Source organism: Caulobacter sp. 05L422 (genome assembly GCF_056397765.1).
The window spans coordinates 1-20,041 of record NZ_JBFTOB010000024.1; the positions used below are offsets into that span (position 1 = coordinate 1).

General features: G+C 69.6%; 18 protein-coding genes and 2 pseudogenes. 7 read left to right on the forward strand and 13 right to left on the reverse strand.

The genetic code is table 11. From position 1 onward, the window contains the following. Positions 1 to 734 precede the first annotated feature (734 nt). The 5 genes from AC1DMQ_RS20745 to recO all read right to left on the reverse strand — a co-directional run bounded on the left by AC1DMQ_RS20745 (position 735) and on the right by recO (position 7,343). On the reverse strand, positions 735 to 1,070 hold the full coding sequence (locus tag AC1DMQ_RS20745; protein WP_477035451.1) for a UrcA family protein: 336 nt from the start codon (positions 1,068 to 1,070) through the stop codon (positions 735 to 737). Positions 1,071 to 1,212: 142 nt separating this feature from the next. Beyond that, a complete protein-coding gene (locus AC1DMQ_RS20750) occupies positions 1,213 to 2,586 on the reverse strand; it encodes a serine hydrolase domain-containing protein (protein ID WP_477035537.1) in 1,374 nt (457 codons plus the stop codon). 4 nt (positions 2,587 to 2,590) lie between these two features. Then, positions 2,591 to 4,867 (reverse strand): DNA topoisomerase IV subunit A, encoded by a 2,277-nt coding sequence (parC, locus tag AC1DMQ_RS20755; RefSeq protein WP_477035452.1) that lies wholly within the window; start codon positions 4,865 to 4,867, stop codon positions 2,591 to 2,593. Between the two features lie 90 nt (positions 4,868 to 4,957). After that, on the reverse strand, positions 4,958 to 6,547 hold the full coding sequence (locus AC1DMQ_RS20760; protein WP_477035453.1) for an alkaline phosphatase D family protein: 1,590 nt from the start codon (positions 6,545 to 6,547) through the stop codon (positions 4,958 to 4,960). Positions 6,548 to 6,611: 64 nt separating this feature from the next. Beyond that, positions 6,612 to 7,343: a DNA repair protein RecO gene (recO, locus tag AC1DMQ_RS20765; RefSeq protein WP_477035538.1), complete on the reverse strand. Its 732-nt coding sequence runs from the start codon at positions 7,341 to 7,343 to the stop codon at positions 6,612 to 6,614. 160 nt (positions 7,344 to 7,503) lie between these two features. Between recO and AC1DMQ_RS20770 the strand changes: the two genes are divergently transcribed. Together AC1DMQ_RS20770 and AC1DMQ_RS20775 are read left to right on the forward strand one after the other, a co-directional pair. After that, the gene (locus AC1DMQ_RS20770) at positions 7,504 to 8,496 is read left to right on the forward strand and encodes a hypothetical protein (RefSeq protein ID WP_477035454.1); all 993 of its coding nucleotides are present in this window, start codon (positions 7,504 to 7,506) and stop codon (positions 8,494 to 8,496) included. Between the two features lie 211 nt (positions 8,497 to 8,707). Then, positions 8,708 to 9,949: an MFS transporter gene (locus AC1DMQ_RS20775; protein WP_477035455.1), complete on the forward strand. Its 1,242-nt coding sequence runs from the start codon at positions 8,708 to 8,710 to the stop codon at positions 9,947 to 9,949. Here AC1DMQ_RS20775 and AC1DMQ_RS20780 read toward each other — a convergent pair. The 8 genes from AC1DMQ_RS20780 to pyrE form a co-directional block, all read right to left on the reverse strand. Further along, positions 9,946 to 10,818, reverse strand: a complete 873-nt coding sequence (locus AC1DMQ_RS20780; RefSeq protein WP_477035456.1) for an arylamine N-acetyltransferase family protein — start codon at positions 10,816 to 10,818, stop codon at positions 9,946 to 9,948. The two genes, AC1DMQ_RS20775 and AC1DMQ_RS20780, sit on opposite strands and share 4 nt — an antisense overlap. Positions 10,819 to 10,921: 103 nt before the next feature. After that, the gene (gene era / locus AC1DMQ_RS20785; RefSeq protein WP_477035457.1) at positions 10,922 to 11,890 is read right to left on the reverse strand and encodes a GTPase Era; all 969 of its coding nucleotides are present in this window, start codon (positions 11,888 to 11,890) and stop codon (positions 10,922 to 10,924) included. Positions 11,891 to 12,061: 171 nt separating this feature from the next. After that, a complete protein-coding gene (gene rnc / locus AC1DMQ_RS20790) occupies positions 12,062 to 12,760 on the reverse strand; it encodes a ribonuclease III (RefSeq protein ID WP_477035458.1) in 699 nt (232 codons plus the stop codon). Continuing rightward, positions 12,760 to 13,608: a signal peptidase I gene (gene lepB, locus AC1DMQ_RS20795; protein ID WP_477035459.1), complete on the reverse strand. Its 849-nt coding sequence runs from the start codon at positions 13,606 to 13,608 to the stop codon at positions 12,760 to 12,762. The genes rnc and lepB overlap by 1 nt, the downstream gene beginning before the upstream one ends. 159 nt (positions 13,609 to 13,767) lie before the next feature. Further along, a complete protein-coding gene (locus AC1DMQ_RS20800) occupies positions 13,768 to 13,920 on the reverse strand; it encodes a hypothetical protein (RefSeq protein ID WP_477035460.1) in 153 nt (50 codons plus the stop codon). Positions 13,921 to 13,996: 76 nt separating this feature from the next. Next, on the reverse strand, positions 13,997 to 14,398 hold the full coding sequence (gene acpS, locus AC1DMQ_RS20805) for a holo-ACP synthase (protein WP_477035461.1): 402 nt from the start codon (positions 14,396 to 14,398) through the stop codon (positions 13,997 to 13,999). After that, positions 14,395 to 15,150: a pyridoxine 5'-phosphate synthase gene (locus AC1DMQ_RS20810; RefSeq protein WP_477035462.1), complete on the reverse strand. Its 756-nt coding sequence runs from the start codon at positions 15,148 to 15,150 to the stop codon at positions 14,395 to 14,397. The genes acpS and AC1DMQ_RS20810 overlap by 4 nt, the downstream gene beginning before the upstream one ends. Before the next feature lie 5 nt (positions 15,151 to 15,155). Then, on the reverse strand, positions 15,156 to 15,740 hold the full coding sequence (pyrE, locus tag AC1DMQ_RS20815; RefSeq protein ID WP_477035463.1) for an orotate phosphoribosyltransferase: 585 nt from the start codon (positions 15,738 to 15,740) through the stop codon (positions 15,156 to 15,158). A 241-nt stretch (positions 15,741 to 15,981) separates the two neighbouring features. Between pyrE and AC1DMQ_RS20820 the strand changes: the two genes are divergently transcribed. The 5 genes and pseudogenes from AC1DMQ_RS20820 to AC1DMQ_RS20840 form a co-directional block, all read left to right on the forward strand. Continuing rightward, on the forward strand, positions 15,982 to 16,224 hold the full coding sequence (locus AC1DMQ_RS20820; RefSeq protein WP_477035464.1) for a hypothetical protein: 243 nt from the start codon (positions 15,982 to 15,984) through the stop codon (positions 16,222 to 16,224). Next, positions 16,185 to 16,598, forward strand: a complete 414-nt coding sequence (locus AC1DMQ_RS20825) for an NUDIX domain-containing protein (protein ID WP_477035465.1) — start codon at positions 16,185 to 16,187, stop codon at positions 16,596 to 16,598. Before AC1DMQ_RS20820 ends, AC1DMQ_RS20825 begins: the two co-directional genes overlap by 40 nt. 56 nt (positions 16,599 to 16,654) lie before the next feature. Beyond that, on the forward strand, positions 16,655 to 17,506 hold the full coding sequence (gene kdsA, locus AC1DMQ_RS20830; RefSeq protein ID WP_477035466.1) for a 3-deoxy-8-phosphooctulonate synthase: 852 nt from the start codon (positions 16,655 to 16,657) through the stop codon (positions 17,504 to 17,506). A gap of 246 nt (positions 17,507 to 17,752) precedes the next feature. Continuing rightward, positions 17,753 to 18,874: pseudogene (locus AC1DMQ_RS20835) on the forward strand (PAS domain-containing protein); the annotation flags it as partial. A 120-nt stretch (positions 18,875 to 18,994) separates the two neighbouring features. Next, positions 18,995 to 20,038: pseudogene (locus AC1DMQ_RS20840) on the forward strand (ATP-binding protein); the annotation flags it as partial. Positions 20,039 to 20,041 lie beyond the last annotated feature (3 nt).

The following is a 20,041-nucleotide window of genomic DNA, read 5'->3' on the forward strand; positions in this document are numbered from 1 at the left end:
TCGCTCCGCGCCATCGTTATCCGCCAGCATCCGGTGGGCAGCCCTGTTGAGGCTTAGCCGGACCCGGTCTCGATCCCTTTCGGGAGAAACCRGCCGCCGAGGGCGCGGGCCAATGGGCAATACACGCGCTTTGTCCCCGTTCGACGCCGACGGCGGGCGGGCTCCCCAACGATGGGAGTCCCCGGACRCGCTGAAGTAACCCCCTCCAGCCCAGTCCCGCTCGATCGCCCCCCGCCGCCGCATCGGTCGCTGGCCATGCGCCCTTTCCCTGCGACGAGGTGAGATCAGGATACGGGCGGTTGGGAAGGGGGAGGACCAAATCGGGTCGAGAAAGTTCAGGGCGTTGAAATCGTGGGGGTTTGTTCGCCGAACGCCGAGCGTAAATCGCCCCTTGCCCCCTATCTCATGGAGAGAGGGAGGGGCCCGCCGCGAAGCGGTGGGAGGGTGAGAGGGTTCACCGTCCGACGGCGTGCCGGCAGGGCGTCAGTGAGAACTGCGGTGAGGGTGTAACCCCTCACCCTCCCACGCCTGCGGCGCGGCCCCCGCCCTCCCCCTCTCCCTCTGGGAGAGGGTTCGAAGAGGCGCTCAGGCCTTCATCAGACTCGGCGGGAGCCTCGTGGCGCCTCCCTTTGGGGCTGGGAGCATGCGACGCCGTGAGCGCTCTGAGGGATGAAACGGCCAGGCAAGGGCATGCCCGACGCTCCCGCCACCTCCCCGGAGGGAGGATCTCGTGATCAGCCGCCGACCGCGCGCAGGGCCCTGGCCTGGCCTGGCGACAGCTTGGAGTGGACCTCGTCCCGGATATCGATGCGGCAGGCCCGGGCCGAAAAGCGATCCAGCCGCTCGGTTCGGATGCGGGCCCCGCAGACCGCCGCGCTGGTGGTCTCGATGCGGGCCTTCAGGATGCGGGCGTGGTCGGGTCGGGAGAGATCCAGGTCGCCGACCGGGATCGTGGCCAGCGCCGGCGGTTTGGTGGGGCTCGCCTGGGCGGCCTGGGTCAGGCCCAGGGCCGGCAGGGCCGCCAGGCCCAGAACCGCGACCGTCGAAATCTTGGCGATGAAACGGCCCATGCTGCTCTCCCCTGTGCTCGGGACGCCGTCCGCGTCGCCTTCGAGGGGTAGAATGGTCATATTGTCCTGCGAATACTCGTTACGTCTGCTTCATGACGCCGTATTCATAGAGTGAACGACTTGTAATCTTTCGGCGTTCAAATCAGCGCGCAGAAGAGTTCAGTCGCGCTTCCTTGACCGGGGGCTTTTCAAGCGCCTGGTAGACCACCGTGCGGGTGGTGGCGTCCAGGCCCGAGCCGACGCCGCCCAGCCGCTGGATCATGCCGATGAAGAACAGGTCGTTGGCCGGGTCGATCCAGAACCAGGTGCCGGCGCTGCCGCCCCAGCTGATCGTCCCAGGACCCACCGGGGCCCCGGACAGGTGCGGGTCGACCGCCACGGCCACGTCCAGCCCGTAACCCATGCCCGCCCCGAACGGGAACGGCTTCTGGTCGGGCCGCAGCACGCCCGCCGTGCCGTTGGTGGTCACCTGGAAACTGGGCGGCAGGTGGTTCGAGCGCATCAGGGCCACGCTCTCGGGCGTCAGGACCCGCACCCCGTCCAGCTGGCCGCCGTTCAGGATCATCTGCGCGAAGCGTGCGAAGTCGCCGGCGGTGGACAGCAGCCCTCCCCCGCCCGACGGCGCGGCCGGCGGCTTGGACACGTCGCGCCACGGCCCTTCGACGGCCGGGATCAGCTTGCCGGTGGCCGGATCGCCGTCATAGAGCGCGGCCAGGCGCGGCAGCTTCTCGGGCGGCGCCCAGAAGGCGGTGTCGTTCATGCCCAGGGGCCGGAAGATCCGCTCTTCCATGAACACCGGCAGGGTCTTGCCCGAGAGGCGCTCGACGATCAGGCCCTGCAGGTCGGCGGCGACGCTGTAGCGCCACATCACGCCGGGCTGGGCGTACATCGGCAGCATGGCCACCTTGCGCACCAGATGGTCCAGGCTGTCGGACTGCAGCACCCCGGCCCGGTAATAGGCCTGGTCGGCCAGGCTGGCCGGATCGTCGGCCAGGCCGTAGGCGAAGCCGGCCGTGTGGGTCATCAGCTCGCGCATGGTCGGCGGGCGGCTTAGCGGGGTCAGGATCGGCCGGCCTTCAGCGTCGACGCCCGAGGCCACCCGCAGATCGGCCAGTTCCGGCAGATATTCGGTGACCGGGTCGTCCAGCCGCCACCGGCCCTCCTGGTAGAGGATCAGCATCGCCACCCCGGTGACCGCCTTGGTCTCGGAGCGGATGCGGAAGATGGCGTCGGCGGGCATGGCCTCGCCGGTCTCCAGGCTGCGCTTGCCGAAGCTCCTCAGCGACACCACGCGGCCGTGCCGGCCCAGCAGGGTGACGCCGCCGGCGATCTGGCCCTGGTCGACCAGGGTCTGCATCGTGTCGTCCAGCTTCTTGAGCCGCTCGACCGAGAACCCCGCCGCCTCCGGCTTGGCGGCCGGCAACGGGGGCGCGGCGGCGACCGCGCCCGCCGCCGTCAGGCCGAGCAGCGCCGCCAGGGCGCCCGCGGTCTTGCGCAGCAGGAGTCGGACCTGGATCACCCTATTTCGGCCGGAACCGCTTGGAGGTCGGGAAGCCCTTGGGCGACAGCTTGCCGGCCCCGGCCCGACGACCGATCCATTCCTTCCACTCGACCCAGTCGCGGCGACGGCCGGCCGTGTCGATCCAGAAGGCGCCGCCCTCGGTGTTGAACGAGATCGCGTCGCGCAGACCGCCCTCGCGGTAGGCCTGCAGCTTGACGCCCTTGCCGCGCGGCATTTCCGGCAGCTCCTCCAGCGGGAAGATCAGGATCTTGCCGTTGTCGCCGATCACCGCGATCTGGTCGCCCGTCGCCTCCAGGCAGAAGGCCGCGCCGGCCGAGTCGACCGTCAGCACCTGCTTGCCCGCCTTGCGGTTGGCGATGGCCTCTTCTTCCGGCATCAGGAAGCCGTAGCCCTGTTTCGAGGCCAGGAAGCGTTTCCGCCCGGCCTTGAACGGGAACATGTCGATGATCTTCACCTTGTCGTCGAGCTCGATCATCATCCGCACCGGCTCGCCGTGACCGCGCGCCGACGGCAGGTTGTTGCAGCTGATCGTGAAGAACCGGCCGTCGCTGGTGAACAGCAGCAGCTTGTCGGTGGTCTCGGCGGCGGCCAGGAAGCCCAGCTTGTCGCCTTCCTTGAACTTCAGCTCGGACGGGTCGTCGATCTTGCCCTTGGCGGCGCGGATCCAGCCGCGGTCCGACAGGATGACGGTGATCGGCTCGCGCACGATCATCGCCTCCAGGGCGGCCTCGGCGTCGACCACGGGGGCGTCCTCGAACACCGAGCGGCCGATCACGCCCGTCGGGCGCGGCTTGTCGTGCGGGTGCTTGATCTTGATCAGGGTGGCGCGCACCTGGCGCAGGCCCGTGCCGACCAGGTCCCACTGCTTCTTGTCGCTGGCCAGCATGGCCATGATGCCGTCGCGCTCTTCCACCAGTTCGGCGTGCTCGCGGCGGATCTCCATCTCCTCCAGCTTGGCCAGTTGGCGCAGGCGGGTGTTGAGGATGGCGTCGGCCTGGATGTCCGATAGCGCGAAAGCGGCCATCAGCTTCTGCTTGGGCTCGTCCTCGTAACGGACGATGCGGATCACCTCGTCCAGATTGAGGTAGGCGATCAGCAGGCCGTCCAGGATGTGCAGGCGGGCTTCGATCTTGGCCAGGCGGTGGCGGGCCCGGCGGGTCAACACGTCGCGGCGGTGGGCCAGGAAGGCGATCAGGCACTGCTTGATGCCCATCACTCCGGGGGTGCCGCGCGCGTCCAGCACGTTGATGTTGACCGGGAAGCGGCTTTCCAGCGCCGAGAGCTTGAACAGGCTCTCCATCAGCACTTCGGGCTCGACGTTCTTGGACTTGGGCTCGAGGACCAGGCGGATGTCCTCGGCGCTCTCGTCGCGCACGTCGCCCAGCAGGGCGGCCTTCTTGCTGTCGATCAGGTCGGCCAGCTGCTCGACCAGGTCGGACTTCTTCACCTGGTACGGGATCTCGGTGACGACGATCTGGTAGGTGCCGCGGCCGGTGTCTTCCTTCTCCCACTTGGCGCGGGTGCGCACGCCGCCGCGACCGGTCTCGTAGGTCTCCAGCAGGCTCTCGCGGGACTCGACGATCACGCCGCCGGTCGGGAAGTCCGGCCCCGGCACGCGCTCCAGGATCTCGGCCGTGGTCGCCTCGGGCTTGGACAGCAGCAGCAGGCAGGCGTCGATCAGCTCGGCCGGATTGTGCGGCGGGATCGAGGTGGCCATGCCCACGGCGATGCCCGACGAGCCGTTGGCCAGCAGGTTGGGGAAGCCCGACGGCAGGACCACCGGCTCCTCGTCCTGGCCGTCGTAGGACGGCTTGAAGTCGACCGCGTCCTCGTCGATGCCGTCCAGCAGCAGCATGGCCGCGGCGGTCATCTTGCACTCGGTGTAGCGCATGGCGGCGGGGTTATCGCCGTCGATGTTGCCGAAGTTGCCCTGGCCGTCGACCAGCGGCACCCGCTGGGCGAAGTCCTGGGCCAGGCGGACCAGGGCGTCGTAGATCGACTGGTCGCCGTGCGGGTGGAAGTTACCCATCACCTCGCCGACCACCTTGGCGCACTTGCGCGCGGCGCCTTCGGGGTTGAGGCGCATGTTGTTCATCGCGTGCAGCACGCGGCGGTGCACCGGCTTGAGGCCGTCGCGCACGTCGGGCAGCGCCCGCGAGCCGATCGTCGACAGCGCATAGGCCAGGTAGCGCTTGGAAAGCGCCTCGCTCAGCGGCTCGTCGAGAATGCGATCGCCGTCGCCGGGACCGCCAGGGGGAAGGACTGGTTTGTTCATCTGGGAGATTCGTTACGCGTGAACGGCGACATTAGCCAATCCCGCGCGGCAAATCCTCCCTTGAACGCCTTTTGTTCCCCCTTCGCGGACTCAGGCCTCCACGAGACGCGGATCGCCGGCTTCGATCGCCAGTTTCTTGCGCGTGGTCAGCACGCCGTCGCGGCGGGTGATGGCGTCCAGCACCTTGAACTCGGTGATCCAGCGCTTGTCGGTCACGTCGCAGATCGTGTAGCCGCGCTGGCTGTTGTTGAACTTCAGCTGCGGGTTGGCGGCCTGGATCGCGGCGAAGGCCGGGGTCTGGTCCACGCCGTCGCCGCCCGACGAGATCGAGGTGGTGACGAACTCGGTGGCGATCGGCCGAGCGTCCGGATGGGCGCCGTCCAGGAAGAGTTCGCCGGCGAAGTTCTGGTGCTCGTCGCCGGTCAGGACGACGGCGTTGGCGATCCTGCGGTCGCGGAGCTGCTTGAGCAGGCGGTTGCGCGGCGTGCGATAGCCGGCCCAGCTGTCGGGATTGACCACCACGTCCGGACCGGGCGCGCGGTCCAGGTCCATCATCATCACCTGCTGGGCCAGGACGTTCCAGGTGGCCTTGGACGCGGTCAGGCCGTCGACCAGCCACTTCTCCTGGCGGAGGCCCATCACCTCGGCGTCGGGGCGGTCGAGGGTGGAGCAGACCACCTGCTTGTCGCCGCACGGCTGGTCGGTGCGGAACTGGCGGGTGTCCAGCAGGTTCAGCTCCAGCAGCCGGCCCCAGGTGGCGCGGCGATAGATCTGGATCGAGGTCCCGGCCGGGAACGACGAGGCCCGCAGCGGCATGTTCTCGTAATAGGCCTGGACCGCGGCCTCGCGGCGCAGGTTGAAGATCTTGGGATCGGTGCCGTCCTGGTCCAGGTCGCCGACCCAGTTGTTGTCGGTCTCGTGGTCGTCCCAGACCACGAACCACGGGGCGGCGGCGTGGGCGGCCTGCAGGTCGGTGTCCATCTTGTACTGGGCGTAGCGGCGGCGGTAGTCGTCCAGGGCGTAGATTTCGCCGCCGAAGTGCTGGCGGACGTTCTCGCGCGGGCCGTCGGGGCCGTTCGAGGTCCGATTGCCCCGCCCTTCGTAGATGTAGTCGCCGTAGTGGAAGACGAAGTCCGGCGCGTCCTGGGCCATCTTGCGATAGGCGGTGTAGTAGCCGGCCTCGTAGTGCTGGCAGCCGACGACGGCGAAGCGGGCGCGGTCCAGGGCGGCGCCGGCCGCCGGCGCCGTGCGGGCCCGGCCGGTCAGGCTGCGCTCCTTGCCGGCCATGAAGCGGTACCAATAGTCGCGGCCGGCCTCCAGGCCCGCGACCTCGACGTGGACGCTGTGGCCCAGCTCGGGCGTCGCCACGGCGGTCCCCTTGGCGACCACGGTCTTGAAGCCGCGATCGGCGGCCACTTCCCAGTCGACCGCGACCGGCGCGGTCGGCATGCCGTAGCCGATCTCGAACGGCTCGGGCGCCAGGCGGGTCCAGATCACGAAGCCGTCCGGCCACGGGTCGCCCGAAGCCACGCCCAGCTGGAACGGATACTGGGTGAACACCGCCTGGGCGAAGGCCTGGCCCGTGACCAGCGGGATCGACAGGGCGGTGACGGCCGAAGCGCCGAAGGTCTTGAGCAGACGGCGGCGGTTCAGGGCGTAGCGATCGAGGACGACGGACATGGGCGGGACTCCAGACTTTGAGTCCCGATAGCCACGCTTTGTGACGGTTCGTCCGGCCTGGTCGCTAAAGCCGCCCCGCCTCGCCCAACCGGTCCAGCAGCCAGACCCGGGCCGGCGGCAAGGGGCGGTTCAGCAGGCCGAACACGAACTGCTCGAGGAAGTGGCCGGTGATGTCCAGGCCCGCCCCCACGTCGCCCTCGGCCAGCCCGCCCTGGGCCGACAGCATGAAGGGCGGCAGGGGCAGCAGTTTGTCGTGATACGGCGCGCCCGCCTCGCGGCTGACCGCCCGACCGGTGCGGGGGCTGACATAGACCAGGTCGTCCAGCGAGCCGGTGGCGGCGCATTTCGACAGGTCCAGGCCAAAACCCAGGTCCTGCAGCAACCCGGCCTCGAACCGCACATAGACCGCCGGCCAGATCTCGGGAATCGCCAAGGCGGCGATCAGGGCTTCCAGGGCGTGGAAGGCGCCGGGATGGGCCTCGCGCTCCGGCAGGGCCCCGGCGGCGACGGCGGCGGCGGCCGACAGGCCCGAGAGCGCCAACGGCTCGTCGAACAGCGACGAAGGCCCCTCGCCCATCGGCTCCAGGGTCGCCGCGCCCAGTTGGTCGCTCATCCGGGCGCGATAGCGGGCGATGACCTTGGCCCCGGCCTGCAGGAACGGCTTCATCCGCCGCGAGGCCGCGCCCGACACGTGGGCGGCGAACTTGCCCCGGTCCTGGGTCAACAGCTCGACGATCGCCCCGGTCTCGCCATGGACGCGCGCCGACAGCACGAAGGCCTCGTCTTCCCACTCCATCAGGCGGTCTTGATCGCGGAACAAAACATGCACTCTCCATACGACGTCGCGATCCCGGCGCCGAGCCGAAAGTCCGCGCCATCTCCGGATGCGCGAAGCCTATTGCCTGCGCTGGGGTTGATCGCTAGCCAAGGACTCGCACAATCGGGGAGTGCATATCGTGAGCGAAGAGTCGCTGATCGCGTCGCGCGTCTACGGCCGCAAACTGGATAAGCCGCCGACCACCTGGCCGGCTCTCGTCGTGACCGTGCTGATCGGCATGGGCCTGGCCACCGCCTACAGCATCGGCCTGCAGGGCGTGGACGGCACGCGGTTCGACCTGTCGAACCTGATCAACACCCGCTTCCTGTTCAGCCTGGTGCCGTGCGGGCTGATCAGCCTGTTCCTGTGGACGCTGCTCTATTTCGGCTTCGTCCGCTGGCGCGACCCGACCATGGGCCCGATCTATTTCAACATCCTGGCGCCGTGCGTGTTCGCCGCCTCGCTGCTGTCGCCGGTCGTGCTGTACGGCGTGCACTACGTCGAGCATCAGATCGACCTGCACAAGGCGCGCGAGGCCTGGGCCACCGTGCCCGGTCTGAAGACCGAACTGGCGGCAATCGCGGCCAAGGACCGGGCCGGCGACTCCGCCGCCCTCGCCGTCCTGAACCCCCGGCTGAAAGACACCGACCGGCACCTGGTGATCTCGCCGGTGACCGTCAGCTCGCCCGCCGACGCCCGCGCCCTGACCGCGCGCCTCAACGGGACCCTGGACGCGGTTGCCCAGTTCGAGACCGAGGACGCCGCCCGCTGGAAACAGACTCGAGCCGACATCGACGCGGCGTTGAAGCGCGCCAATCCGCCGCCCCTGGTCCGCGACTATGTGCTGGCCCAGCTGGACCAGGACACCAAGGTCGCCATCGCCCGCCACGGCGCCGAGGCCGACCTGCGGGACCGCACCTATGCCGAGACCCTGGCCGCCCTGGAGGTGTTCAGGAAGGCTGACGGCCTTTGGCGCTCGGACGGCGACAACCTGATGTTCGCCCGCCAGTCCGACGTCGACGCCATCGAGACGCACCTGAACCAGGCCGAGCGCCTGCGGCGGCGCCTGTTCGACTTCTCGCCCGAGCCCTTGCCCCACCAGAGCTGGTCCCGGCCGCCTCTGGGGGTCTAGGGCGCGGCCACGCTCCATGAATTGGAATCCCTGAACCCGGACATGAGGCTCGCTGCTGCGAGGGCGGCCGTGCGCCTGGCCATCCAGAAATGCTGCGTGCGCCCTGGGGAAATTTGGATTCGCGGCGCCCGGGCGGACGGCTCGGCGCGGCCCTATCTCAGCGGCCCAATGTAGCTTCACCCCGCTCGACCGGGGTCGCCGGAGATCGCCCATGGATGGCTCGACAATCGCCCGACCCGCGCAGGATGCTTCGAGCCCGATCGGCGAACCCGAGACACCGGCGGCCTGGACCGCGATCGGGGCCCTGGCCTTAGGCGTCTTCGCCCTGGTGACCTCCGAATTCCTCCCGGCCAGCGTGCTGACGCCCCTGGCGGCCGATCTCGGCGTCAGCGTCGGCGCGGCGGGGCAAGCGGTCACCGCCACGGCCGTGGTCGGAGCGATCGCCGCGCCGCTGACGCCGGTGCTGACCGGGCGCCTGGACCGGCGGCTGGTGATGCTGGGCCTGATGGCGCTGCTCTGCGCCTCGAACCTGCTGACGGTCTTCGCCGCCAATCTGCCGACCCTCCTGGTCGCCCGCATCCTGCTGGGCGCCAGCCTGGGGGGCTTCTGGTCGATGGCCGCGGCCCTGGCCATGCGCCTGGTGCCGGCCCGAGCACTCCCCAGGGCGATGTCGATCGTCTTCACGGGCGTGTCGGTGGCGACGGTCTCGGCCGCGCCGGTCGGCGCCTATGTCAGCGACACCCTGGGCTGGCGGGCGGCCTTCGTGATCGCCGGCGTGGTCGGGGGACTGGCGCTGCTGGCCCAGACGCTGACCCTGCCACGCCTGGCCCCGACGGCTCCGCCGCGCCTGCGCGGCCTGCTGGAGGTGGCGCGCCGGCCCAGCGTCGCGGTGGCGCTGATCGGCGTGCTGCTGGTGATTTCCGGCCACTTCGCGGGCTTCACCTATGTGCGGCCGGTGCTGGAGCAGGTCACGCACCTGGATGTCGGGGCGATCTCGCTGGTGCTGCTGGCCTTCGGCGTCGCCGGCTTCTTCGGCAACTTCGCCGGCGCCTTCCTGGCCGAGCGCGATCCTCGCCTGGCGGTGCTGGGCGGGGCCAGTCTGGTCGCCGTCTCGGCCCTCGCCGTCGTCACCCTGGGCGCCTGGCCGCTGGTCGTGGCGGCGGCCCTGACGGCCTGGGGCTTCGCCTTCGCCATGCTGCCCGTCGGCTTCCAGTCGTGGGCCACCTCGGAAGCCGCCGACCAGGCCGAGCTCGCGGGAGGCCTGCTGACCTCGACCTTCCAGGTGGCGATCGCCATGGGCGCGGTGTTCGGCGGCGTGTTGGTGGACGGCCTGGGACCGGTCAGCGCCTCGGCCTATGCGGCCCTGACCGCCGCCTTGGGCGTGGGTCTGGTCCTGGCCGCGCGGCGCGAGCGCAAGGTTCCGATCGCCACGCCGTGCGAGGCCTGTTCCTAGCCCGGCGTTCCCCAGGCCACGATCTTCTCGATCAGCGGCCGCCATTGCGGCTCGACCGGCAGGCCGATCACGTCGCGCAAAGTGGTCTCCAGCTCGTCGGCCGACAGGTCGCGCTGCTCGACCAGGGCGCCGTCGGCGGCCCGATGGGTGAGGCGGTTGTTCTTCAGGGCGTAGCGGGCGTTGGGCGTCACGCGGCCCACCGTCAGGCTCCAGGTGAAGTGCGAGCTGGGATGGGCGTAGGTGTAGAAATTGGCCTGTTCGTAGTCCTGGTCGGCCCAGGGGCCCATCGCCACCTGATAGGTCGCCGCCCACTTGCCCGAGAGATTGGCCTGCACGCGACGCTCGCCGCCCAGCTCGTTGATCGGCAGGATGCGGAAGTCGCCGTTGGGCGTGGCCTGCACCTCGTCGGAGAACAGGCGCAGCGGCGCGGTCAGCACGCAGCCGCCGAAGCCGACGTCGGCCAGCCAGACGGTGTCGTCGCCGGGAACCCGCACGCCCAGCACCATGTGCGACCGCGGACGCGGCGGAACGTCGTCCGGGACCATCCACAGCACCCGCGCCATCAGGCCCGTGACCTCGAAGCCCAGGGCCGTCAGCACGCGCTTGAACAGGCCGTTCTGCTCGTAGCAGTAGCCCCCGCGCCCGGCCGTGATCAGCTTGGCGTCGATGTCGGCCGGATCCAGGCTGATGGCCTTGCCCAGCAGCACGTCGACGTTCTCGAAGGCGATGGCGTCGGGATGTTTCTGGTGGAGGGCGCGCAGCACGTCGAGCGTCGGCTCGCGCGGGCCGTCATAGCCGATGCGGGCGAAATAGGCGTCCAGGTCGACGGCCGGCGCGGCGGGAGCGAAGACGGTTTCGATCTTGGTCATGCCGGCTCGGATCCCTGCGGTCGATGACGAAGCGGGCGCGTCACCGAAGGGAGAGGTAGCGTTTCGGCGCGGGATCGCCAGACCCCGCGCCGATCATTTCGTCCTAGACGTCGAAGTCCAGGCCCATGTCGTTGAACAGGCCGCGTTCCTCGGCCCAGTTCTCCTTGACCTTCACGTGCAGGAACAGGTGGATCTTGCGGTCCAGGATGTCTTCCAGCTCCTCGCGCGAGGACTTGCCGATCCACTTGATCACCTCGCCGCCCTTGCCCAGCACGATGGCGCGCTGGCCGTCGCGTTCGACATAGATGGTCTGCTCGATGCGGGCGCTGCCGTCGGGGCGTTCCTCGAAGGCGGTGGTCTCGACGGAGGCCGCGTAGGGCAGCTCCTCGTGGACGCGCAGGTAGATCTTCTCGCGGGTGATCTCGGCGGCCAGCAGGCGGGCCGGCAGGTCGGCGGTCTGGTCTTCCGGATACAGCCACGGGCCTTCCGGCATCAGCGAGGCCAGCTTGGCGGTCAGGTCGTCGACGCCCGCGCCGGTGCCGGCGCTGATCATGAAGACTTCCGAATAGACGCCCGTCTCGTACAGGTCGTGGGCGACGGCCAGCAGGGTCTCGCGCTTGACGCCGTCGATCTTGTTCAGCGCCAGGATCACCTGGCGATTGGCGGCCTTCAGGCCCTCGATGATGGTCTGGACGTCCTGGACCGAGCGGTGCTCGCCGGCCGAGGCGCGACGCTCGCGCGAGGCCAGCTCGGCCTGGACGTCGACCAGGTGGACGACGACTTCGCTGTCCTCGGCGCCGCTCCAGGCCGAGCGGACCATGGCGCGGTCCAGGCGACGGCGCGGGGTGAAGATGCCGGGGGTGTCGACGAGCACGATCTGGGTCTGGCCGATCATGGCCACGCCGCGCACGGGGAAGCGCGTCGTCTGGACCTTCTGGGTGACGATCGAGACCTTGGCCCCGACCATGCGGTTGACCAGGGTGGACTTGCCGGCGTTCGGGGCGCCGATGATGGCGGCGAAGCCTGCGCGGGTGTTTTGGCCCGAGGGCTCTTGGGAGGTGTTTTCAGTCATTGCGGGTGCGTGTAGCACCGATGGGGCTCGGGGGCGACCAACTTGCCCCCACCTGACCGCTTCGCGGTCTGTCCGCCCCCATAGGGGGCGGAGGATGAAGACCGCGGCTCCTCTTCCCCCTGTGGGGGAAGACGGTCGCGAAGCGACCCGTAGGGGGCAAGTGTTCGCCGCCTAGATCCCGGCCCCTTCCCGATCCAGCAGCGCCTTCGCCGCCGCCTTCTCGGCCTCCTGGCGCGAGCGCCCCTCGGCGAACACCGGGTCCAGGCCCACCACCGTCACCTGCACGGTGAACACCGGCGCGTGGTCCGGTCCCTTGCGGTCCTTGACGGCGTAGGTCGGCAGCGGCTTGCCGGCGCCTTGGGCCCATTCCTGCAGCGCGGTCTTGGGATCGCGCGGCTTGCCCTGGTTGGCGCGCTCGAACTCGTCGGCCCAGAGGTCCAGGAACACCCGGCGCGCCGTCTCCAGCCCGCCGTCGCGATAGAGGGCCGCCATCAGCGCCTCGGCGGCGCCGGCCAGGATCGAGTCGGTCTCGCGGCCGCCGATCTTGCTGGACGAGGCCGACAGGCGCAGGGCGGGACCGACATTGGCGGCGCGGGAGACCCGGGCGCAGGTCTCGCGGCTGACCAGGGCGTTCAGGCGTGGAGCCAGCTCGCCTTCCTTGGCCTTGGGGAAGCGCTCGGCCAGGGCCTCGGCGGCCAGCAGGCCCAGCACGCGGTCGCCGATGAACTCCAGCACCTCGTTGTCGCCGGCCTTCTTGGCCCCGTCCCCGACGCTGGCGTGCGTCAGGGCCAGCTCCAGCAGCTGGCGATCCTGGAACGTGTGACCGATCCGGCGCTCCAGGTCGCCGACGGCGACGGCGCGCCGGTCCATTACTTTAGGACGCGGAAGAAGCGGCTGGGACGGGCGTCCAGGAACCAGGTCCACGGCTTGAACAGGTGGGCGTCTGCGTTCCACGACAGCAGGATCAGCTGGGCGCGGCCCACCAGGTTCTCGGCCGGCACGAAGCCGACGCCTTCCTGCATGCCGATGTACTGGTCGTTGGCGAAGTCCCACTTGCAGGTGCCCGAACCGGTCTTGAAGGCCGAGATGCCCGGGTCGAAGCGGCTGTCCAGCGAGTTGTCGCGGTTGTCGCCCATGAAGAAGTAGCAACCGGTCGGCACCACATAGACGCCGGTGTTGTCGGCCTCGCTGTCGGGGCCGTAGTCCTGGGTGGCATACTTGCGGCCTTCGGGATTGGTCTCTTCGAAGCGGCCGGCGCGGATGGTGCCGTAGCCGGTGTCGACCAGGGCCGAGGGCATTTCCTGGCGGTCCAAGGCCTTGCCGTTGATGTAGACCACGCCGCCGCGCACCTGGACCTTGTCGCCGGGCAGGCCGATCAGGCGCTTGATGTAGTCGACGTTGGGGTCGCGCGGCAGCTTGAAGACGATGATGTCGCCGCGCTTGGGCGCGTGGCCCAGGATGCGGCCGTTGAACAGCGGCGGGCTGAACGGGATCGAGTGCTTGGACCAGCCGTAGCTGTACTTCGAAACGATGATGTAGTCGCCCTGGTAGAGATTGGGCTCCATCGAGGCCGACGGGATCGTGAACGGCTGGAACAGCAGCACCCGCAGCACCAGGGCGATGCCCAGGGCGTAGGCGACCGTCTTGACGATCTCGATGAACTCCTTGACCGCCCCGGCCTTGTCGTCGGGCGTTTCGGTGTCGGCGGCTTCGGTCATGCGCGGTTGGGCTCTCGACGGAATGGGCTGCGGGCGAACCCGACGCGCCTAGCTAGACGGGGTTTACGACGGGGGCAAGCGTGGCGCCCGTTAACTCGCCTTCATGGGGGGCGCCTGATCATGCCCGCCCCCGCGCTAGCTTGACCGCGACATGCGGGCCTAAATTGTGGCGAAGATCGCCAGCAACACCAGCGCGAAGAAGCCCCAGCCGACCAGCAGCCAGGCGAACGGCCTCTGCTGCCAGGGCATCAGCTGATGCGCGCGGCGCGCCTTGGGCGCCGGTCTTGTCTCGGTATCGCTCCAGATGGCCATGTTGTCCCCCGTCCCAGAACGGCGCCGTTTCAGGCGCTCTCGGCTCAAGGGTGCAAACCGGGGGCCGCCTCTACGCCTAGGCCGCCGGCAGGGCCTCGATGATCACGAAGGCCTGGGCGTAGGGGTGGTCGTCGGTCAGGGACAGGTGGATCACCGGGACCATCCCCTCGGGAACCATGCGCGCCAGGCGCTCGGCCGCGCCGCCGGTCAGGGCCATGGTCGGCTTGCCCGACGGCAGGTTGACCACGCCCATGCCCGCCAGGTGCACCCCGCCCTTCAGCCCCGTGCCCAGGGCCTTGGAGCAGGCCTCCTTGGCGGCGAAGCGCTTGGCGTAGCTGGAGGCGCGGTCGGGCTTGCGCTCGGACCGCTTGCGCTCGATCTCGGTGAAGACCTTGTTGGTGAAGCGGTCGCCGAAGCGTTCGAGGGACTTCTCGATCCGGCGGATGTCGCACAGGTCCGAGCCGATCCCGATGATCACGAGACTGTCTCCAGGCGCGCGGCGTCCATCAAGGCCCGCATCCGCTGCATGGCCTGGGGCAGCCCCACGAAGATCGCCTCGCCGATCAGAAAGTGGCCGATGTTCAGCTCGGCGATCTGCGGGATGGCGGCGATCGGCTTGACCGTGGCGTAGTCGATGCCGTGGCCGGCGTGGACTTCCAGGCCCAGGTTGGCGGCCAGCTCGGCCCCGGCCCGCAGCCGCTCCAGGATCGCGGCGGCGCGATGGTGGTCGCCCTCGCGGAAGGCGTCGCAATAGGCGCCGGTGTGCAGCTCGACCACCTGGGCGCCGGCGTCGGCCGAGGCCTGGATCTGGGCGGGGTCGGCCTCGATGAACAGCGAGACCCGCGCCCCGACCGTGCGCAGGCGAGCGACAGCCTCGGCGATACGGACCCTGCCGCGCACCACGTCCAGGCCGCCCTCGGTGGTGACCTCCTCGCGGCGCTCGGGCACCAGGCAGGCGGCGTGCGGCCGGGCCTGCAGGGCGATGCCGACCATCTCGTCGGTGACCGCCATCTCGAAGTTCAGCGGCTTGCCGCGCTTGAGGCACAGGTCGGTCAGCAGGGCGATGTCGGCGTCGCTGATGTGGCGGCGGTCCTCGCGCAGGTGGGCGGTGATGCCGTCGGCGCCGGCCGCCAGGGCCAGCTCGGCGGCCCGCACCGGCTCTGGATAGCTGGACCCGCGCGCGTTGCGGATCGTGGCCACGTGGTCGATGTTGACGCCGAGCCGCAACATGCCGGTCAGCCCTTCAGACGCCGGCTGCCCGGATCCTCGATCGGGATGGCGGCCAGTTCGGGCGGCAGGGCGTCGGCTGGATAGGCCGGGACTTCCAGGCTGCACAGCGACACCAGCGGCACGCCGACATCGACCTTGCCGCCGGAGCGGTCGACGATGCAGGCCGCCGCGATCACGTCGCCGCCGGCCGCCTGGATCGCGGCGATGCACTCGCGCGACGACAGGCCGGTGGTGACGATGTCTTCCACCATCACGACCTTCTGGCCGAGCTCCAGGTGGAAGCCGCGACGGAACTTGAAGCCGCCGCCCTCGCGCTCGACATAGATCGAGGCGACGTTGAGGTGACGGGCGGTTTCGTAGCCCGGGATGATCCCGCCCACGGCCGGCGACACCGCCACGTCGGGCTGGCCGACGGTGGCGATGATCTTTTCGGCCAAGGCCTTGCACAAGCGCTCGCAGCGCTCGGGCCGCATGAACACCAGGTTCTTCTGCAGGAAGACGGGGCTGTGCAGGCCGGAGGACAGCACGAAGTGGCCTTCGCGCAGGGCGCCGGCGGCGCGGAATTCGTCGAGGACGTCGTCGTTGGTCATGAGGGTTGGATATAGCGAACCCGCGCGAGTCTACAAACCGCGACGCGCCCGTTTCGCCCCACAAGGGAACAACGGCCAAGCTCGCACGCTATGTCCTGGTCCCCGTGTGAGTAAGGCGGACACGAGCCGTCCCGGACCCAGGTCCGTGAGTCGCGGCGGCCACCGTCCAGAAAGGGCGCGTGCGCGAGCGCCGATGAAGAGCGGTCCGTTTCCGGACACGACGACCCCAAAGGGGCTCCAAATGACCCACTACACCATCTCCACCTCGGCCAGCCTGCTCCACAAGGCCGCCGAACTCGACCTGCTGGCCCTGCGCGCCGACGATTCCGTCCACGCCAACGTCTATCAACGGGTCGCCGACATGAACCGCGTCGCGGCCGCCTTCGCCAGGATCACCGAGACCCTGGACTGGCGCGACGCACAAGCCGGTGTAGTGAAGGGTCCATGGCCGATGAATCATCCCTTCCCCTCCGCCCCCGCATAGGCTGCGGCGCGGCGGTCCTCGACGCCGAGGGCCGCATCCTGCTGGTCCAGCGCCGGCGCCAGCCCGAGGCCGGTTATTGGGGCCAGCCCGGCGGCAAGCTGGACTGGGGCGAGAGCGGCCGGACCTGCGCCGAGCGCGAGATTCTCGAGGAACTGGGCATCACCATCGTCGCCGGCCCGGTGCTGTGCGTCACCGACATGATCGCCGAAGACAGCCACTGGGTGGCTGTGACCTATCGCGCCGACGGCTGCGTGGGCGAACCGGCGATCCAGGAGCCGCAGGCCCTGGCCGACTGGGGCTGGTTCGCCCTGGACGCCCTGCCCTCGCCGCTGACCGCCGCCACCCTCGACGCGGTCGCCACGCTTAGGGCATAAGCTGGCCGCTTGATTTGCACCCGGCGCCCGCCGCCGGCGAACCAGGAAGATCCGCCATGTCCGTCGTCACCCTGAAGCGCTGGAACCTGTCGATGGGCGCCGGCCAGCCGCTGGCCGTGATCGCCGGCCTGAACGTGCTGGAGAACCTCGACCTGGCCCTGGAGGTCGGGCGCGAGCTGAAGGCGATCACCGCCGAGCTGGGCCTGCCCTACGTGTTCAAGGCCAGCTTCGACAAGGCCAACCGCTCGTCGATCACCAGCTATCGCGGTCCGGGCCTGAAGGACGGCCTGGCCATGCTGGCCGAGATCAAGGCCAAGCTGGACGTGCCGATCGCCACCGACATCCACGAGGTCGACCAGGCCGAGCCGGTGGCCGCTGTCGCCGACCTGGTGCAGATCCCCGCCTTCCTGTGCCGCCAGACCGACCTGATCGTCGCCGCCTCGCGCGCCACGGCCGCCGCCGGCGGCTGGCTGCACGTCAAGAAGGCCCAGTTCATCGCCCCCTGGGACTGCAAGAACATCGTCCACAAGGCCCGCGAAGCCGCCCCCGACCTGCAGATCGTGCTGTGCGAGCGCGGCTCCTCGTTCGGCTACAACAACCTGGTGGTCGACATGCTGGGCATCCAGCAGATGCAGAGCCTGGGCGTGCCGGTGACCATCGACGCCACCCACGCCGTCCAGTTGCCGGGCGCCGACCCGCGCACGGCCGGCGGCTCGACGGGCGGCCGCCGCGAGGGCGTGCCGATCATCGCCAAGGCCGCTGTCGCCGCCGGCGCGGACGGGGTGTTCCTGGAGTTCCACCCCGAACCCGACAAGGCCCTGTGCGACGGCCCAAGCTGCCTGCCGCTCACCGACGCTGCGGGGCTGCTCAAGACCCTCAAGACCCTGCACGCGGCCGTGAGAGCTTAACCACGGAGCCTTTTCCGGCAGACCGCGTTCTAGCTCAGCTGTTCGTATCCCGGTCCCGCTGGAAGCCTCGTGAACCCCATGCCGCTCGACATGAGCCCGACGCTCGCCCAGGTGTTCCCGGGCGACAGCGACATGGCGCGTCGCATGCGGGAGACCGACTGGGCCGCGACGCCGCTGGGGCCGCCCGAGACCTGGCCTACCGGTCTGACGACGCCGCTGGCCATGATGCTGACCTCGCGCTTCGAGATGTGGCTCGGCTGGGGCCAGGATCTCTGCTTCTTCTACAACGACGCCTACGTTCCCACGCTGGGGATCAAGAACGCGACGGCCCTGGGCCGCCCGGTCCGCGAGGTCTGGCCCGAGATCTATGACGACGTCGAGCCGCTGTTCCGGTCGGTCATGCTGGAGGGCCGTCCGACCTGGAACAAGGCCCTGCTGCTGCTGCTGGAACGCAACGGCTATCCCGAGGAGACCTACCACACCTTCTCCTATAGCCCGCTGCGCGATCAGGGCGATATCAAGGGCCTGATGTGCGTGGTCACCGAGGAGACCGAGCGGGTCATCAGCGAGCGGCGGCTGGAGACGGTGCGCCGGCTGGGCGAGTGCCTGATCGGCGCCGTGACCCAGGACGCCGTGCTGCAGGGCGTGTGCGACGCCCTGGCGGCCAACACCGAGGACTTCCCCTTCTCGCTGGCCTATGTCAGCGACCCCCTCGGCGGGCGGGTGGGCTGTTCGGCGACCGAGGAAGGCCGCGAGCTTCTGCAGCGGTCCTGGCCGCTGGAGGCCGCGCGAGCCGGGCTTCGCAAGCACGCCCTGCCGCGAGGAACCTATCCGACCGGGGCCTGGGCGATCCCGCCGACAGAGGGCCTGGTCATTCCCATTCCTGGGCTGCACGGCGATCCGGCGGCGATCCTGGTGCTGGGCCTCAATCCGCATCGACGCGACGACGAGGGATTGCTTGACCTGGCGACCCTGGTCGCCGACCGGGCGGCCGGCGCCTTCGCCCAGGCCCGCAGCGTGGAGGAGGAACGCCGCCGGTCGGACCGGATCTGGACCAACGCCCGCGATCTGATGGTGGTGGTCGACGACGCCGGCGTCTTCCAATCGGTGAGCCCGGCCTGGACCCGGATCCTGGGCCATCGTCTCGATGACGTGATCGGCCGTCGGATCGCGGATTTCGTCGTGCCCGAAGACGCGGCCGCCACCGATCGCGCGCTCGACGAGGTTTTCCACGGCCCCCAGGTCACCGGCTTCGAGAACCGCTACCGGACGCTGGAGGGCGGCGCGCGCTGGATCTCGTGGAACACCGCCTTCGAGGACGGCCTGGTCTACGGCTACGGGCGCGACATCACCGAGGAAAAGCAGCAGGCGGAAGCCCTGAAACAGGCCGAAGAGGCTCTGCGCCAGGCCCAGAAGATGGAGGCCATCGGCCAGCTGACCGGCGGCGTGGCCCATGACTTCAACAACCTGCTGACGGTCATCCGCTCGTCGGCCGACCTGTTGCGCACCCGCGACCTGCCGGCCGACCGGCGGCGCCGCTATATCGACGCCATTTCCGACACGGCCGACCGCGCCGCCAAGCTGACCAGCCAGCTTCTGGCCTTCTCGCGGCGCCAGGCCCTGAAGCCCGAGCATTTCAACGTCGCCACCAAGGTCGAGACCCTGGGCGACATGCTGCGCTCGATCCTGGGCGCCCGCATCTGGCTGGACGTCTCGACCGCGTGCGAGGACTGCTTCGTCGAGTCCGACATCAACCAGTTCGAGACGGCCCTGATCAATCTGGCCGTCAACGCGCGCGACGCCATGGGCGGCGAAGGCGCGCTGACGGTCCGCATCGGCGCGGCCGACGCGATCCCGGCCATTCGCGGCCACGCCGCCAGCCAGGGCGACTTCGTCACCGTCGCCGTGGCCGACGACGGCGGCGGCATTTCGCAGGACGATCTGGCGCGGATCTTCGAGCCGTTCTTCACGACCAAGGAGGTCGGTCGCGGCACGGGTCTCGGTCTCAGCCAGGTCTACGGGTTCGCCAAGCAGTCCGGCGGCGACGTGGCGGTGGAAAGCCGGCTGGGCCACGGATCGACCTTCACCCTCTACCTGCCCCGGACGCGGCGGATCGAGACCCAGGTCAAGCTTTCCCCCGCGCCCGCCCGCACCCGCCACGAAGGGCGCGTCCTGGTCGTCGAGGACAACGCGGCGATCGGCGAATTCGCCACCCAGCTGCTGCAGGACCTGGGCTACCGCACCGAGCTGGCGACCAACGCGGTCGAGGCCCTGGCGCGGCTCGAGACCACGACGCCGTTCGACATCGTGTTCAGCGACGTGGTCATGCCAGGGATCGGCGGCGTCGAGCTGGCCCGCATCATCAACGGGCGGTGGCCCGGCGTGCAGGTGGTGCTGACCAGCGGCTACAGCCACGTGCTGGCCACCGACGCCCACCACGGCTTCCCGCTGCTGCACAAGCCCTACTCCGTCGAGGAGCTGTCGCACATCCTGCGCCAGGCGGCGGTGGGCGAGGCTGTCGAGGCGGGATAGATG